This is a genomic window from Martelella mediterranea, assembly GCF_004342225.1.
GTDB classification, from domain to species: Bacteria; Pseudomonadota; Alphaproteobacteria; order Rhizobiales; family Rhizobiaceae; genus Martelella; species Martelella mediterranea_B.
Genome location: NZ_SMAR01000007.1, coordinates 145,012 through 157,602 on the forward strand (window position 1 = coordinate 145,012; position 12,591 = coordinate 157,602).

A 12,591-nucleotide genomic window follows, 5' to 3' on the forward strand; every position below is an offset into this window, starting at 1 on the left:
TGTTAGACGGTCGCAGCTTAACAACTCTGGCGATCAGCACCATGACGATTTTGTGCAACGCTTAAAAAAGATTGCCCTGGTTGTCGTCGTCATCTTTGCGCTTGCGCGCACGCGCCCGATACGCGGAGCGAACATGCATGCCGGACACTTCGGCCGCCTCTGGCGCGCTCATGCCCGCATTCAATGCACGGGAAAGCCGTTCGCGCTGGCTGGTATATTTGGCCAACGGAATGAGGATGCGCTGGCCGGTGTCTCCAACCCGAAAGTGATCGCAAATTTTAACGGCTCTGTCGTAGCCAACCAGTTGTGTCAGCCAGTGATCGCTTATCGGAGAAGCGGGAATATAGACCACTCGTCCGCCATTCGCGCGCGCAATTTCCCAGGCAGCCTCTTTTCCCGCGACTTGAGCAATTTCATCGAGAATTGCAGGGAGCTGGTTCATTGTAGATTCCTCCCGTCGTTTTTCGTTTCGCAGCGGATGATTTCAGTGGTGACGATGGACAGTTCGTAGGTCAGCCCGGCGCGTTTGCGGCTCTGTGGCGAGAGGCCTTGAAGACGCATCAAGAGCGCATTGCGGCGCTCCTGAAGCCTCTTCAGAGCTTCACGGTTTTCTGTGACGGTGAAAAGCGGAAGGTTGCTGGCGGTCATCCCTTTCCCTTCCGCTCTGTGCGTTTTCTTTCAAGGCAGGTCACAACAGTGTCGTCGGTAATGACAAACTTGACGCCATCGGCCACCACGGCCTTCGCGCCATAACGAACACCATCCCGGCAGGCGGTGCGGATCTCTGCACGCAGTGCTTCGACATCGAGGCCGTGTTTCCGTTCTAGATAGCGCAGCAAGGCATGATCGCTGACGACAGCGATTTCGAAGCCTGTGACTGGCATTGAGCAAGAAGGTTTCACGATAGAAGCCTTTCGATATCTCTGGCTAAACTCGAAAGCGAGAGGTGCCAGGTCACACCCATGTCCTCGTTGAGCGAACACGTCATTGTGTCACCATCGTCGCTACGATCGATAGGAACGTCGGCATCCTCGAACGCTTTGACCAAAGCCTCTTCAATACGACTGACGCGGCGAAGCCTTTCTCTGACGTCATCCATCACGCACTTGCCTTTCGGGCACGGATACGTTTGCCGAGTTCATTGGAGACCAAACGCCAATCAGCGGGCTTCAAAATCCCGAGCGGTGTCGTAAGTTGTGCAATTCCAGCTATTTTCAGGACTTCTGCCGGAAAGCCTTTTGTGTCCGGATAAAGCTGGGCTTCTGGCTCAAGCAGACGCCACTGCGCCCAGCAGACCTTGGCAATGTCGGACTGAAGCCACTCTTCCCCCTGTGAGTTTCCGTAGCTCACGCCGCCTTCGCGCTTGATCCAAGATTTGAGCGCTTCAATCGCTTTCGAGGCGTCGCCGCCATAGGTCAGGAAGCGCGTGTGATCGATCCCGGTCTGACGTTTCACAAAGGCAAGCAGGGCCGCGTCATCGCGGTTGTTGACCAGACCAAGGTTCCACGCCGCAATCCAGAGCGCCTGGAGTTTCGGTGCAAATTTGCCGGTGAGCTTCTTGCGACCGTCCGGCCGTGCTTCGGTAGCCTTCGGCGAAAAGCCTTCATTGCGGAAGACCGTCAGAACCTTCTGCCGCTCGGCCTCCGACATTTCCTTGGCGGAAGATTTCCCGGTGATGGTCGAAAGCTTGGCGCGGTAGGTTTCATCATCCAAACCAAGCTGTTTCTTTGCGACATGCAGTGCCGCGATTGACCTACTCATGATCTGACCCTTTCTGAGCTTCGGCGATGATGTGCGAGACCGCAATCTGCGATGGTGCCGGACAGGGATGCGTGCAGGCGAAAAAGCCTTCAATACGCTCGAAAACAGCGCTACATAAATAAGCGCGGGCATGACGGTGCTCGTCGACAGAACCAACGACCATATCTTCAGCCGCGCCACAGACGGGGCAACGCCGGAACGCATCACTGGCGAAAGTACCGGCCAACGTATTCAAGTATCACCCGCCTTTCCGGCAATGGCTTTTGGCCCTCCAGAACCGTTGACGCCGTGCGCGAGATTGATGTTGTTAGCGGCGAAATAGCCGAGCGTCGCAATATTGCCGTTCTTGACCGCACCAGCCCGCTGGTGGACCGCAACCGTATCGGGGTAGCGTTCGGCCAACGCGCGTGAAGCGTCACTCCTTGCGTCATCTGACAGCATGTCCGCAAAGAGCGCCCGCAATCGTATACCGAGGCGAACAACCATGCCCGCCGTAAAATCATAAACGGCCTGACGTTTGGTTTTCTGTTTACGCAACCGGGTATAGCTCGGTGTCTTTTTGAACTCGCGGACGGCGCGGTCAATCGCCCGGTCGAGAACGACGAACAGGTAGGTGGCAATCTCGGGACCGGGTGCGCGGCCGACAAAGGTTCTGTGGTGGCCGTCGATATCACCCACAAGCGTCGCCGTGTTGGTCAACCATGCCAGATCACGCCAGAGACGATCGCGGATCGAAGCACCGTGGGTTTTTGCTTTCACCGAAGCCTGGCTGATCTCAATATCGAGGTCCGACAAGCCATATTCGCGCATTAATGCAGCTGCCTTTTCGGCAGCTGCAAGGGCTTCTTGTTCAGTGCAACCACGTGCTGTGGTCTTCTGTAGCAATGCGGCGATACGGCGTTTGATACTGTCGCTCATTTCGCCACCGCCTTTCCAGCTTCCTCATGCTCCTGCCGGACATGCATCTTCAGGCCCTTTTCGCCGCGGAGTTTTTTGCCGCAATGGGCGCACTGATGTTCAGCGCCGTTGCGCGACTTTTTGTGTTTCGAGGTGACTTTGATCATCGCTCACACTCCGCACGCTGGTGGTGAGTGCAACGAAGCTTCGACGCTAGCGACGCTGTGACCTCATCCTCTTGGATTGAAGGAAGGTCACCATTGGCAAGCATCATGGTGTAAACGGCACTCAAGTCTCCGACCTCATTGCTGAGCAGAACTCTGTTTGGCGTCGTGGGATCGGAGGGATGAAAACTCTCGTACCCATGGCGGAGGATTTTTCCGACAGCCTGGACGATCTCACCAGCTTCTTCCGCCAGCATAGCAAGGCGTTCCGCTTCGGCAGGTGATAGCCTGTTGTAATGCTCGCTCATCACGCACCTGCCTTCGCCAGATCAATCGTGATCGCCTGCCAGCGATCCTCGACCGAACGGCGATGATAGAAGCGGACATACTGCTTCGAGCCGGTCACCCGCATGGCATCACGGATGGCACCCATAGCGCGCTGCCAGCGCTCGTCATCGATGTTGTGGCGCAACAGGCTAAACAGGTCAGCGCGATTGATGCGGCCTTCCGTGTCAGTGCTGAATGCGCGGGTAACAATTGCCTGCAGTGGTGCCGGGCTATCGGCTGACCATTCATTCATACATTCGTCGAAAAGCTTTTTCGCAACCTGTAGCTCCGGCCCGAAATCGATACGGTCTGCTATCTGCACCTGAACTTTGTAAAGCCCATCGTAAGACTGGTAGGTCCGATTGCCTTTCTTGCCGCCCTTGGTGACTTCGTATTCCTGCGCTAAAAGCGCGTCGAAGCCGTCCAGGTCGATCATGGTGTGTTCAAGAAACCGGCCGATCTGCGCGGAGAGGTCAAAGGCAAAGCCGATGACCTTGCGCACAACCTCGTCTTCAAGCTTGTGCTGCGGCTTGACCATGTCGATCGGCACCAGCCGGTCGCTGGCATCGGTCATCATCTCACGGCCGTTCACCATCGTGACACCGGTACCGATCTCGCGAACCTGCGCCTGGTAAAGCGCTTCCGGCACGAACCGGCCGCGCACATCTTCGATATAGCGTCCGCCGTTGATTTCAGCGGTGCGCGGCTGGTTCTGCTGTGCTTCGAGAATGTATGCTTCACTGGTCATGCTGCATCACCTCCGTTGTTGTCGTGGTTGGAAATCAGGAACAGCTTGGGGCGGTTCGTCCTGGTTTTGGTCGGGAGGCGGTTCTCCGCCTCCAGTTCTTCTGTCAGGGCAATGCCGGTATTCATCCGGGTCACCATGCCTTCCAGTTCGTTGACGCTTGGCCGCTTCTGCATGCGCACAAAGCGCTTCATTTCATCGCGCACGCCCGACAGGTATTGAGATGGTTGGATGTTCATGCCTTGCCTCCCTTGAAATCCGGGCGGACGATCTTGCCATCTGGATCGGCAAGCATCTGCCTGAGTTTGCGCGTGGCTTCGTCTTCGAGAATTTCGCAACCTTCGCGCTGGGCTTTGTCGAGCCGGTGAACGTAAAGCTCCTGTTCTGTGTTGCGGGCCAGATCGGCGAGCACATGCAGCTCTCTGGCAAGCTGGCCGCACTGGGCCTCCGACAAGCCACCGCCTTCGCGATGCTCCTTGTCGAGGTGCAGCGCGTGAACCCGTAGCGTGTCGCTCAAAACCATGTTGATCAGGGTGGCACTCATTGCAGGTCTCCCAGATCACGATTTTTCCAGGCGGCTTTCAGATGATCGAGCGACAACGGCTGGGCTTCGCCCATCGCATACATGCGTGCCAGCTTGACCGTACGATCGATCTGGCGGAGCGCGCCGGGCTTGAGGCCGAGGCCGAGCAGAAACTTGATGCAATCGGGATCATCAATGCCGAGCGCGGCCACGAACAACCGGATGTCTTCGGCGCGGTTGCCTTCACGTCGTAAGCGCTTGTCAAAACGTGACAGCACCTGCGCCCGTGATGCGACGGATCGGCCTTGCTGACGCACATAAGAGGCCGCCGTGTCTTCATTGCCGACAAGGGCGACGCCGCAACTGTTGTTGTCGACAAAGTGGCGCAACTGGTTGATGCTCTCGGCTTCGAGGTTTTGGGCCTCGTCGATGATCAGCAAGGTGCCGTCACCGACACGCTGAAGCTTTCGCCCGATAGCGCGAACCAGCCGGGCCGGGTTGTGCTCGGATACATCAAGCGCTTCGGCCAGTTCGACCAGCATGCCATGTACCTTCTTTGTCGACGGGCTGATCGTCGCCATGTAGGCATGAGGCCGCGTAGCGCAGTAATGGCGGCAGGCAGTGGTCTTTCCAACGCCCGCGTCCAGCGTCACGGCAACAAGGGCTGGCGTCATCTGCGCCCACATAAGCGTTTGCAAGACTTCGGTAGCGACCTTCGTTTTCACGAATGAAGGGGACGCCGGAATGGCTGCGGCCATGTCGGCCGCTTCCTCAACGCTTGTTAGCCACTGCCCAATCTGCTGGTTATAGTTGGCCAACGTGCCGTTGTATTTGCCGGACAGCCACTGTGAGAATGTACCCTCGGCAACCCCGCTGCGGCGTGCCACTTCGGCTTTTGACCATCCGTTGGTTGATGCCATTTCGGCTGTGCGTGCAGTCAGCGCACGCCATTCTTCCACATCGCTGACAGGATGTTTTTCGAGAAAGGTTGCGGTTGGCTGGCTGAGAACCCAGCCGCTATTTGCATTAAACTTCTTAGTCACTATACTTGGCTCCGTTCTGTGCCCCTGATGGGGTGTTTTTCTTTTGGGCGGGAGCTGCAATCTCCCGCCCTTTTTCATTGTCGGAACCGAACGCAATACTTATCGGTCATCGCCGGTTTATCCGGTCTTGGTCTTGCCGCCTTGCGGGAATTGGATAACGGCATCGCTGTCGGCATACCTTTCGAGTGCGCGGCTGAAAGCGTCCTCGTAACGATCCTCGTCGAGCTGCTCTTCAGGCACAGGTTCGATTTTCGTGGCGAGATTGCCTGTGGCGATACGGGTTACTGTCGGCCTTACCTTTTCAGGCTTCGGTGTCGGGCTGGCCTTTTTGCCTCTGTCCAGAATGTCGGCCAGCTCTTCGGCTGCAAACTGGCGTTCCATATCGGCACGCTGTTTGGTCAGCTTGCTGTATGACTTGGCCTTGTTTTGCTGACGACGGCCTTCCGCGACGCTGTCAAACCTGATGCTGCCTAGCGGTTCGGCATCACAGATAAATCGACCGTTTGGCTCGTAGACCTTCACCGGCTTTTTCAGATTGTCCGGGTCGAAGCGAACCATCAGCTTTTTGCCGATCCACTGGTTGAGTTCGATGGACCAATACCGCGATCCCATGAAGTGGATGGAACCATCCGGTTGGCGCGCTTTCAGCCCCGTGGCCGACAGCAGCCAGATCGTGCGTTGCGCTTCCGTTGCCTGGCGAACGATGGTCGCCGGCGCGGCCATGCTTTCGGCAAACACCTGGTCGAAGCTTTTGCCCTTGGCTGTTTCGGTGCGGCGGCCGGTGCGGGCGTTGTGCTCGGCAATCATCTCGGCTGCGTGATGTTCGAGAACATCGAGCGGCACGGCCTTATCCATATAGTTTTCAGGCTTGGCATCCGGCTTGTTGCCGGTGTAGCAACCTGACATCGCCGGATGTTTGCTGATCTCTTCGGCCAGATCGCGCCATGCCCGTTCGATCGGCTTTGCCTGACCGTGATAAGGCGTTACGAAGCGCGGCTCGATGCCAAGTGTCACCAGCAGGCCGGACACTTCGTCCGCGTCGATCTTGTAGCGATAGCGTGTCTTCGCACCACCGGAGATCATTTTGGAGGCAAAGGCACGTCCATTATCGAGATAGATGCGCTCCGGTATGCCGAAATCTTCAACCATGTCACCGAAGCAGGCCCGGATCGCATCCCACGTTTCAGCCTCTGCAAGCCGCCATGAAAGCACCTTGCGCGAATATAGATCCTGCGTGCCGATCAGATACATGCGTGTTGGCTTCTCGGCCCATGGCACTTTCACAAACAGGTCGAGCCTGTGGCCATCGGCGTTGACCGCTTCCATTGCATGCAAATGTGCAACAGAGCGCTCCTGCGCCGGAAACATGCGCTTGGCCTTCTCGCGGCCTTCGCGGCTCATAACCTGCACGGCCTTTGGAACTTCGCGTTCCAGGCGGCGGCGCAGTGAGCGTTCGGACGGGATCGGAGACCAGCCTTCAGACTTTGCAGCCTTCACCATACGCCGATAGCAGGCAGAGAACTTCGGCCCTTCGGGGCGGAGAAAGTCGGACTTGAAGAATGCCCACGCTTCAGAGTGACAAGGTGCAATCTCTTTTTCGACACCATTGGCCTTAGCCGAGAATGCCGGAGCGAGTGCGGCGAGCCAGTCCTGTTTCGGCTGATCTTTCACCATCGCCCACCATTCATAGTAGGCGCTTTTTCCTGTGCAGGTGTACTGCGTTGCCGTTTCGACAGCCTTCTTCTTCGGTAGACCGGCCTCAACCATTGCTTCGACGCGCTGGATCACTTCGAGGCGCTTTTCGCAGAGCGCTTTATGTTCGCTTGAAAGGGCCTCAAACCGCCTCCAAAGAAGCTTTGAGACTTCGGATTTTTCCGGTTCTGGCTCGGTCAGGATAAACGCTAGCTTCTCGCGGGCGGCGGCGGGCAAAAGTGAATAATGGTATTCATACCCCCCGCCGACAGCTTTGCGCTGTCTGGCTTTGTTGGTGCCACGCGCACCAGAAAGACGCTTCCCAACATGTAGCTCGGAGGCAGGAAACCCCGGTAATTTCGCTGCCGCCAATTCCGAGGCTGTGAACCATTCCCTCATACCTTGCCTCCCTTTGCCGCCATTGCTCGACGGATTTCAGGAGCGTGAATTTCCATCCACTTCAGTGTGCGCAGAGCTGCCTCCAGGTGCTCTTTCTGAAGTGCACGATGTGAGGGAGAGAGCGTCAGCGATCGGCCATGAAGCAGGCTGTCCAGTGCCGCCACCTGACTTTTCAAAGAGACGCCGCGTTCAGCATTCGACATCAGCGTGCCCTCCGGATCGTAACGGGCTTGGAGCGGAGTGCCTTGAGCTGGCCTTCAATCTCCTTGCGCTCTTGCTGAAGACGGGCAATCTCTGCCAATCGTGCCTCGTCGCCCTGGAGAAGCAACAAGCCGTCTTCTGACACGATCACATCCCAAAGCCACACCGCACCTGTCGCACGGACGAATGCCTTGAAGCGCGGCAGGCTGATGTCATGCCCGCTCTTGCTCTCGGCGGTGTAGGCATCAATCGTCGCCTTCGAGATTGACGGCAGGCCGAGATAATGTGCCATTCGGGCTGCTATCGTCGGGCGGTCGAACGGTGCCTCGCGGATTGCCCTCGCCATTTCCCGCTTCAGACGTGCGCGAAAACGATCAAGGTCGATCTGTTCAACGGCATCACGGGTTGGAAAGACCGGTGATGAAAAGAAATCCATCTGTGAAGGGTCGCGTTTCGTCGACATCATGCTGCCTCCTGAAAACGGGATAGGCCAATCTCTTGGAGAAACTGATCTTTGACGGACTGGCTTGCCTGTCCCCATGCTTTGCGCAGAGCGGCAAGTGCCTCTGTGTCCGGATCGCGAGCGGGCTTTTCAGGCTTCTGGGGCTTTGTCAGCGCCAACACGCTCTGCGGGTCACCACTTTCTTTCAGCGCTGCCGCTGCCTTCACCTGCATATCGGGTGTCAGTTTCGCGAATTTCAGCAACAACGCCTGATTGGTTTCGGCCTCGGTTCCGCGCACAGCCTGTCGTAGCGCTGGATGCAGGTTCTGACCGATGCGATTGATAAGCTTGTAGGTTTCCGCGCCAATTCCAAGGCGGTTTTGTACTTGCTTCGAAAGTTCTCGACCTTTTGCAAAAACAGGGTAATCGTTACCCTGTTTCTCAGGGCGACCGCCTTTTGGATCGATACTCCCGTTTTTCTCTTCCCAAAGTTCCCGGTACTTCATCACGAAAATGGCGCGATCAAGCGGGTTCAGTTCGTTGCGGTAAAGGTTCTCGGATATCTCAAGAAGCTGAGCCTCGACTTGATCGGCAGCGACAACGATGGCGTCGATCTCGGACCATCCGATCAGGCGCGCGGCGGAAAGCCGATAGGCACCGGCGACCAGCGTATACGGCGTCTTGCCCTTATTTTGCGCCGGTGTGCTTCTGATCATGATCGGGCTGATCTGTCCGCGCTCTTCAAACGACGCGGCAATGGCCTCGACATACCCTTGATCAATCGGGCGCAGACGTTCGCCCATGTGGATTTTGTCTATCGATGCAGAAATGAACTCGGCCATGTCACGCGGCCTCCGCTTCGGCTTTGCCGTAGGCCTGCCCGTAAAGCGCCAGCGCCCGAAGGCCCATCTTGTGATAGGCTCGGTCGAATACCGTGCAGTCACGGCGCAGGTTGACCTTCCACATGGTTTGCTTGATGCGGCCGACATTGCGATCCGTAATCTTTGCAATACGGCGTGCTGGTACGTCGAAGTAGTCACGCATCATCGTTAGCGCGCATTGCCGCGCCAGTGCCGCGTCCAGGAGATCGTTCGGAGGGTCGATAATATCTTCGAGCGAAAGATGGCTGAAATGGCGAGCGACCGCGCTATAGCAGCAGGTCAGCATCAGCCTGTGGCGATCATCCTCTGAGTATATATTCATGGTAGTCCCCTTGATTTTAATGTCTGCCAGCGATCCAGAACCAACCGGCAGCCACACAACAAAGCGCGCAGTATCCGGCCAGCCCGATCCAGATCGTGATCATGGCAGTGCGCTTTCCGTCTCAATTGTTCTGTCGAATTTGGATGCACGTTTCGCCATTGTGCGCTGATAGCGTTTGCTGCAACCATGGTTCACACAACACAAATGGAGGCATGAACATGGGGTTGGATCAGCTGGCTGAATACATTGGCAAGGAGCAAGCCTACATAGGTGACCTATTGCTGAAAGAAGGCATTGAGAACCTTGCTGATGCTTGCGAGGAGGTTGGCATTCAGAAGCAGTGCGATCTAGTTTACAAGGAAAAATACAAGAGCATGACCCGTCTGTTTCTTGCCGGAAACAAAACGCGCAGGCGCATGTTTCTGGAAGGGTTGGGCGATAATATCGTCCGCCGCACATTCCTGATCGCCGTTGCTTTTGAGATAAGGTGCGCTGAAGCATATGCTGAAACGCTTCAGAAATACGACCCCATACCCCGGCTCGGACAGGCAAAAACATCGACTCTGTTGCAATATGCGGCGGCGGCTCAAAGCCTGCAGGAAAGCTATCCGAGCCTCTGGCCGTTTCAGGATCACGACCCGTTCGATGAAGGCTAGAAGGCTCCGTGTCGAAACGGTAGCGGTTGGCCGCGCGCCCACTCAGGTTATGGCGAACTTCCGGCGTCGAGGGGGTCTCAAGGTCACGACGTACGCTTTCGGCAAAAAGACGTGCACACTCTGTCAGAGGATCTGGATCACGCGCCATGTCACGCCGCCTCCTGATCGGAGATGCTTTTCCGGCTTTTCGGCGGACCGTACTTATTGCTATTGTAAATGACGGATGTTTTTCGTGGGTAGCGATCGGGCCAAAGCTTCTCAGGCGTCGTGCCGATGAAATCGGCCAGCACTGCCTGACCTTCATAATGCGTAAGGCCCTTAACCTTGCGCAAAGTGGACGGGTGTAGACCGTTGTGAGCGGCAAGCTCTGTGAGTGTCATGCCGCGATCGTGGACCGCATCTTTGATCTTCTTCCAGACTTTGTCTGGGGTCGGGGTGCTCATGAAATAACTCCGCTTTGAAAGCGGGCGCTGCAACGCCCGTTTTTTAAGGCTCGTATTAGTAACAACCGCGCCCCGCTTCTGTGGTGCGCATAGATAGGGATAAAACCATTTTCGATTTTTGTAAAGTCGAAAATGGTTTTAAGGGCTATTGGCTAGACCAGAGAGTGAACCGAAGACTCCGCTCGGCCAGCGTTTACGGGCTATTCGGCGTCATTTTGGGGACGAAGAACGTGACGCATTCGCGCTGAGACTTGGCTTAAGCAAGTCTGCGGTTGCGCGATATGAAAGAGGTGAGAACCCGCCAGACGCAGATGCTTTGGCTGCGTATCATGTGCGTCTTGGAATAAACGTTCACTGGCTTATCTCAGGTAAAGGGAGCATGCTTGATGATCCGGCGAAGGCTCTGCCCCCAGCATACAATCCGGCAGTCTTTGAAAAGCTTGCCGGGCTTGCCGACCAAGTACATCAGCAGTTCGACATCAAGTTGCCGCGCTTGGCGCTGGCAAGTCAGGCTGGATATCTCTTCGACGAATTATTGAAGCGCGTGTCTAATGTAAACGACCCGGAAGAGGTCGAGGCGGCGCTGCCATTGCTGGAGTTTATGTTGAAGAAACAATTGCAGGACGCTGCCGCAAGCCCTGGAGCTGGTAAACGCGGGGCTTCATGATCGTGCGCTAGGGCGCTCCCGCTACTCTGTCACCAGGCAACGGGAAATCGTTCGGGCGCGTAGTACCCGATGAAAAAAGCGACTTGTTGGGAGGATGTTCTATCCGCTATCGCCTACAGCGATTTTGAGGCCAAACAGATGAAATCGAACGAAACGCATGGCATGCACTCTTAAACAACTGACTTACGTGTCAACGCTATCAGTCGCGTTTTTGGGTTGCAACTAAGTACGCACTTACTCCCGCTGCCTTACCGACGGTCCTGCTCTGTATGGGTTAGACTTTCAATGGAGCGCGATTTTACCTAAGTGATTGTTTTCATGTAACTAACTCTTAACTCTAACCCAAAGTCAGACTTGAGATTGAAACTTTCATGATTTTTCGGGGGAAAATTAGCCACGGCGGCATTAGCCAAACTTTTCTTTGAGGCTTATTTTTCAATACCTTGAAGGCTCTTCAAAGCCCTCTCGTGGAATTTCAAAGAAATTTTGAGCCTTTGCCCTGGACTTGTCGCTTTGCACCGCTTCCGCTCGTATCGTACCATAGGCGCTGTCAAAAGCGCCGCGCCGCGATTTTCGCCGGAGTTCTCGCAATCCCTTTTATTTCAGGGCTTTCCCGCTCGATTTCGCCTATTCCCACCTAATCCCGGAAATTCCGGATCTCTGTGTCAAACAACAAGGTACATTCCGGCACGAAAGTCGAGGCTGCGCTTTCTTGTTCTGGTTTTTCGACTCTGCCTTTCCTACCGTAGCCGATGAAGCCGGCGTTCTCTATCGTGGCTGGTTCGTTTCCTTGTCATTAGCCGTTTCTCTCGTACTGACTTCCAGGATGCCGGTATCCTGCTTGATGCTTTCGAGCATTTTCTCGAGGCGAGCACCGACCAGTTCGCGATCCTCCATCAGCGCTTTTGCCATTGCTTCCAGCTCGGGCTGATGGCGTTGGAGGATTCCGGTGGCCAGCGCCTCCGCGTTCAGGAGACGCTGCTGGACACGCTGTCTCTGGGCGGGGTCATGAAGTGCAAGCCCGTCGGCATCACCTCGATATACAGGGCCATAGGCGCCAAGCCCCAGTTGATGGTCGATCTGCAGGGCCATGTTCGTGGCTCGGGCAAGATCCGACCGCCGGCTGCCACCCGCACCTGCCGAAATCTCGCCGAGGACGAGACGCTCCGCCGCCCGCCCGGCCATCAGGCACGCGATCTCAGCGTGGACATCACGCAGCAGGGATTGATTGCGACGGTTCTGCGTCACGGTTTCGCCGCCCAGCGGTTCCAGCATGATGCGCGTGACCGGGCCGAGCGCGAGCGCGGTGGCGACGATGGCATGGCCGCACTCGTGCAATGCGATGCGCCAGTCGAGCGCCTGATCGGCCTCAGTGTGGGAATAGCCGATGAGCGTGCGGAGGTCGTGGAGCCCAGGCATCCTGTTCTG

General features: G+C 56.3%; 22 protein-coding genes and 1 pseudogene. 3 read left to right on the plus strand and 20 right to left on the minus strand.

What is annotated here, in order from left to right:
- Window positions 1-61: 61 nt before the first annotated feature.
- The 18 genes from EDC90_RS07150 to EDC90_RS07230 form a co-directional block, all read right to left on the minus strand.
- Window positions 62-442, minus strand: a complete 381-nt coding sequence (locus EDC90_RS07150; protein ID WP_132309951.1) for a helix-turn-helix domain-containing protein — start codon at window positions 440-442, stop codon at window positions 62-64.
- Entirely contained in the window at window positions 439-648 is a 210-nt protein-coding gene (locus tag EDC90_RS07155) for a hypothetical protein (protein WP_132309953.1), read from the minus strand. The genes EDC90_RS07150 and EDC90_RS07155 overlap by 4 nt, the downstream gene beginning before the upstream one ends.
- Window positions 645-902, minus strand: coding sequence for a hypothetical protein (locus EDC90_RS07160; RefSeq protein ID WP_245510970.1), 258 nt, complete (start codon window positions 900-902; stop codon window positions 645-647). The genes EDC90_RS07155 and EDC90_RS07160 overlap by 4 nt, the downstream gene beginning before the upstream one ends.
- Window positions 899-1,099, minus strand: coding sequence for a hypothetical protein (locus EDC90_RS07165; RefSeq protein ID WP_132309955.1), 201 nt, complete (start codon window positions 1,097-1,099; stop codon window positions 899-901). The genes EDC90_RS07160 and EDC90_RS07165 overlap by 4 nt, the downstream gene beginning before the upstream one ends.
- On the minus strand, window positions 1,099-1,761 hold the full coding sequence (locus tag EDC90_RS07170) for a gp16 family protein (RefSeq protein WP_132309957.1): 663 nt from the start codon (window positions 1,759-1,761) through the stop codon (window positions 1,099-1,101). Before EDC90_RS07170 ends, EDC90_RS07165 begins: the two co-directional genes overlap by 1 nt.
- Window positions 1,754-1,996 carry a hypothetical protein gene (locus tag EDC90_RS07175; protein WP_132309959.1) on the minus strand — a complete coding sequence of 81 codons (243 nt, stop codon included), beginning with the start codon at window positions 1,994-1,996 and terminating at the stop codon, window positions 1,754-1,756. Before EDC90_RS07175 ends, EDC90_RS07170 begins: the two co-directional genes overlap by 8 nt.
- A complete protein-coding gene (locus tag EDC90_RS07180) occupies window positions 1,993-2,679 on the minus strand; it encodes a DUF7168 domain-containing protein (protein WP_132309961.1) in 687 nt (228 codons plus the stop codon). Before EDC90_RS07180 ends, EDC90_RS07175 begins: the two co-directional genes overlap by 4 nt.
- Complete coding sequence (locus tag EDC90_RS20850; protein WP_165972768.1) at window positions 2,676-2,825, minus strand: hypothetical protein; 150 nt, start codon at window positions 2,823-2,825, stop codon at window positions 2,676-2,678. Before EDC90_RS20850 ends, EDC90_RS07180 begins: the two co-directional genes overlap by 4 nt.
- Entirely contained in the window at window positions 2,822-3,130 is a 309-nt protein-coding gene (locus EDC90_RS07185; protein ID WP_132309963.1) for a hypothetical protein, read from the minus strand. The genes EDC90_RS20850 and EDC90_RS07185 overlap by 4 nt, the downstream gene beginning before the upstream one ends.
- A complete protein-coding gene (locus EDC90_RS07190; protein ID WP_132309965.1) occupies window positions 3,130-3,897 on the minus strand; it encodes a DUF3164 family protein in 768 nt (255 codons plus the stop codon). Before EDC90_RS07190 ends, EDC90_RS07185 begins: the two co-directional genes overlap by 1 nt.
- A complete protein-coding gene (locus tag EDC90_RS07195) occupies window positions 3,894-4,133 on the minus strand; it encodes a hypothetical protein (RefSeq protein WP_132309967.1) in 240 nt (79 codons plus the stop codon). The genes EDC90_RS07190 and EDC90_RS07195 overlap by 4 nt, the downstream gene beginning before the upstream one ends.
- Window positions 4,130-4,438 (minus strand): hypothetical protein, encoded by a 309-nt coding sequence (locus tag EDC90_RS07200; RefSeq protein ID WP_132309969.1) that lies wholly within the window; start codon window positions 4,436-4,438, stop codon window positions 4,130-4,132. The genes EDC90_RS07195 and EDC90_RS07200 overlap by 4 nt, the downstream gene beginning before the upstream one ends.
- On the minus strand, window positions 4,435-5,460 hold the full coding sequence (locus EDC90_RS07205) for an AAA family ATPase (protein ID WP_245510971.1): 1,026 nt from the start codon (window positions 5,458-5,460) through the stop codon (window positions 4,435-4,437). The genes EDC90_RS07200 and EDC90_RS07205 overlap by 4 nt, the downstream gene beginning before the upstream one ends.
- Before the next feature lie 117 nt (window positions 5,461-5,577).
- A complete protein-coding gene (locus EDC90_RS07210; protein ID WP_132309973.1) occupies window positions 5,578-7,551 on the minus strand; it encodes a transposase domain-containing protein in 1,974 nt (657 codons plus the stop codon).
- The gene (locus EDC90_RS07215) at window positions 7,548-7,754 is read right to left on the minus strand and encodes a hypothetical protein (protein ID WP_132309975.1); all 207 of its coding nucleotides are present in this window, start codon (window positions 7,752-7,754) and stop codon (window positions 7,548-7,550) included. The genes EDC90_RS07210 and EDC90_RS07215 overlap by 4 nt, the downstream gene beginning before the upstream one ends.
- The gene (locus EDC90_RS07220; protein WP_432419992.1) at window positions 7,754-8,218 is read right to left on the minus strand and encodes a hypothetical protein; all 465 of its coding nucleotides are present in this window, start codon (window positions 8,216-8,218) and stop codon (window positions 7,754-7,756) included. The genes EDC90_RS07215 and EDC90_RS07220 overlap by 1 nt, the downstream gene beginning before the upstream one ends.
- On the minus strand, window positions 8,215-9,036 hold the full coding sequence (locus EDC90_RS07225; RefSeq protein ID WP_132309979.1) for a ParB/RepB/Spo0J family partition protein: 822 nt from the start codon (window positions 9,034-9,036) through the stop codon (window positions 8,215-8,217). Before EDC90_RS07225 ends, EDC90_RS07220 begins: the two co-directional genes overlap by 4 nt.
- Before the next feature lies 1 nt (window position 9,037).
- Window positions 9,038-9,397, minus strand: coding sequence for a hypothetical protein (locus EDC90_RS07230; RefSeq protein ID WP_132309991.1), 360 nt, complete (start codon window positions 9,395-9,397; stop codon window positions 9,038-9,040).
- Window positions 9,398-9,615: 218 nt separating this feature from the next.
- Here EDC90_RS07230 and EDC90_RS07235 point away from each other — a divergent pair, with 218 nt between their 5' ends.
- Window positions 9,616-10,053, plus strand: coding sequence for a hypothetical protein (locus tag EDC90_RS07235; protein ID WP_132309994.1), 438 nt, complete (start codon window positions 9,616-9,618; stop codon window positions 10,051-10,053).
- 149 nt (window positions 10,054-10,202) lie between these two features.
- On the opposite strand, the gene EDC90_RS07240 is transcribed toward EDC90_RS07235, so the two are convergent.
- Window positions 10,203-10,496 carry a helix-turn-helix domain-containing protein gene (locus EDC90_RS07240; protein WP_132309997.1) on the minus strand — a complete coding sequence of 98 codons (294 nt, stop codon included), beginning with the start codon at window positions 10,494-10,496 and terminating at the stop codon, window positions 10,203-10,205.
- A gap of 148 nt (window positions 10,497-10,644) precedes the next feature.
- Between EDC90_RS07240 and EDC90_RS21545 the strand changes: the two are divergent.
- Window positions 10,645-10,866: pseudogene (locus EDC90_RS21545) on the plus strand (helix-turn-helix domain-containing protein); the annotation flags it as partial.
- A gap of 9 nt (window positions 10,867-10,875) precedes the next feature.
- A complete protein-coding gene (locus EDC90_RS21185; protein ID WP_245510972.1) occupies window positions 10,876-11,163 on the plus strand; it encodes a hypothetical protein in 288 nt (95 codons plus the stop codon).
- A 768-nt stretch (window positions 11,164-11,931) separates the two neighbouring features.
- Here the strand turns inward: EDC90_RS21185 and EDC90_RS07250 are convergent.
- Window positions 11,932-12,591, minus strand: a 660-nt coding sequence (locus EDC90_RS07250) for a hypothetical protein (protein WP_207903867.1), incomplete at its 5' end; no start/stop codon positions are given.

Bases quoted from the DNA above. Each gene is read 5' to 3' on its own strand.
- EDC90_RS07150 (WP_132309951.1), bottom strand. From the start codon at position 442: ATGAACCAGCTCCCTGCAATTCTCGATGAAATTGCTCAAGTCGCGGGA.
- EDC90_RS07155 (WP_132309953.1), bottom strand. From the start codon at position 648: ATGACCGCCAGCAACCTTCCGCTTTTCACCGTCACAGAAAACCGTGAA.
- EDC90_RS07165 (WP_132309955.1), bottom strand. From the start codon at position 1,099: ATGGATGACGTCAGAGAAAGGCTTCGCCGCGTCAGTCGTATTGAAGAG.
- EDC90_RS07170 (WP_132309957.1), bottom strand. From the start codon at position 1,761: ATGAGTAGGTCAATCGCGGCACTGCATGTCGCAAAGAAACAGCTTGGT.
- EDC90_RS07180 (WP_132309961.1), bottom strand. From the start codon at position 2,679: ATGAGCGACAGTATCAAACGCCGTATCGCCGCATTGCTACAGAAGACC.
- EDC90_RS20850 (WP_165972768.1), bottom strand. From the start codon at position 2,825: ATGATCAAAGTCACCTCGAAACACAAAAAGTCGCGCAACGGCGCTGAA.
- EDC90_RS07185 (WP_132309963.1), bottom strand. From the start codon at position 3,130: ATGAGCGAGCATTACAACAGGCTATCACCTGCCGAAGCGGAACGCCTT.
- EDC90_RS07190 (WP_132309965.1), bottom strand. From the start codon at position 3,897: ATGACCAGTGAAGCATACATTCTCGAAGCACAGCAGAACCAGCCGCGC.
- EDC90_RS07195 (WP_132309967.1), bottom strand. From the start codon at position 4,133: ATGAACATCCAACCATCTCAATACCTGTCGGGCGTGCGCGATGAAATG.
- EDC90_RS07200 (WP_132309969.1), bottom strand. From the start codon at position 4,438: ATGAGTGCCACCCTGATCAACATGGTTTTGAGCGACACGCTACGGGTT.
- EDC90_RS07210 (WP_132309973.1), bottom strand. From the start codon at position 7,551: ATGAGGGAATGGTTCACAGCCTCGGAATTGGCGGCAGCGAAATTACCG.
- EDC90_RS07215 (WP_132309975.1), bottom strand. From the start codon at position 7,754: ATGTCGAATGCTGAACGCGGCGTCTCTTTGAAAAGTCAGGTGGCGGCA.
- EDC90_RS07220 (WP_432419992.1), bottom strand. From the start codon at position 8,218: ATGATGTCGACGAAACGCGACCCTTCACAGATGGATTTCTTTTCATCA.
- EDC90_RS07225 (WP_132309979.1), bottom strand. From the start codon at position 9,036: ATGGCCGAGTTCATTTCTGCATCGATAGACAAAATCCACATGGGCGAA.
- EDC90_RS07230 (WP_132309991.1), bottom strand. From the start codon at position 9,397: ATGAATATATACTCAGAGGATGATCGCCACAGGCTGATGCTGACCTGC.
- EDC90_RS07235 (WP_132309994.1), top strand. From the start codon at position 9,616: ATGGGGTTGGATCAGCTGGCTGAATACATTGGCAAGGAGCAAGCCTAC.
- EDC90_RS07240 (WP_132309997.1), bottom strand. From the start codon at position 10,496: ATGAGCACCCCGACCCCAGACAAAGTCTGGAAGAAGATCAAAGATGCG.
- EDC90_RS21185 (WP_245510972.1), top strand. From the start codon at position 10,876: ATGCTTGATGATCCGGCGAAGGCTCTGCCCCCAGCATACAATCCGGCA.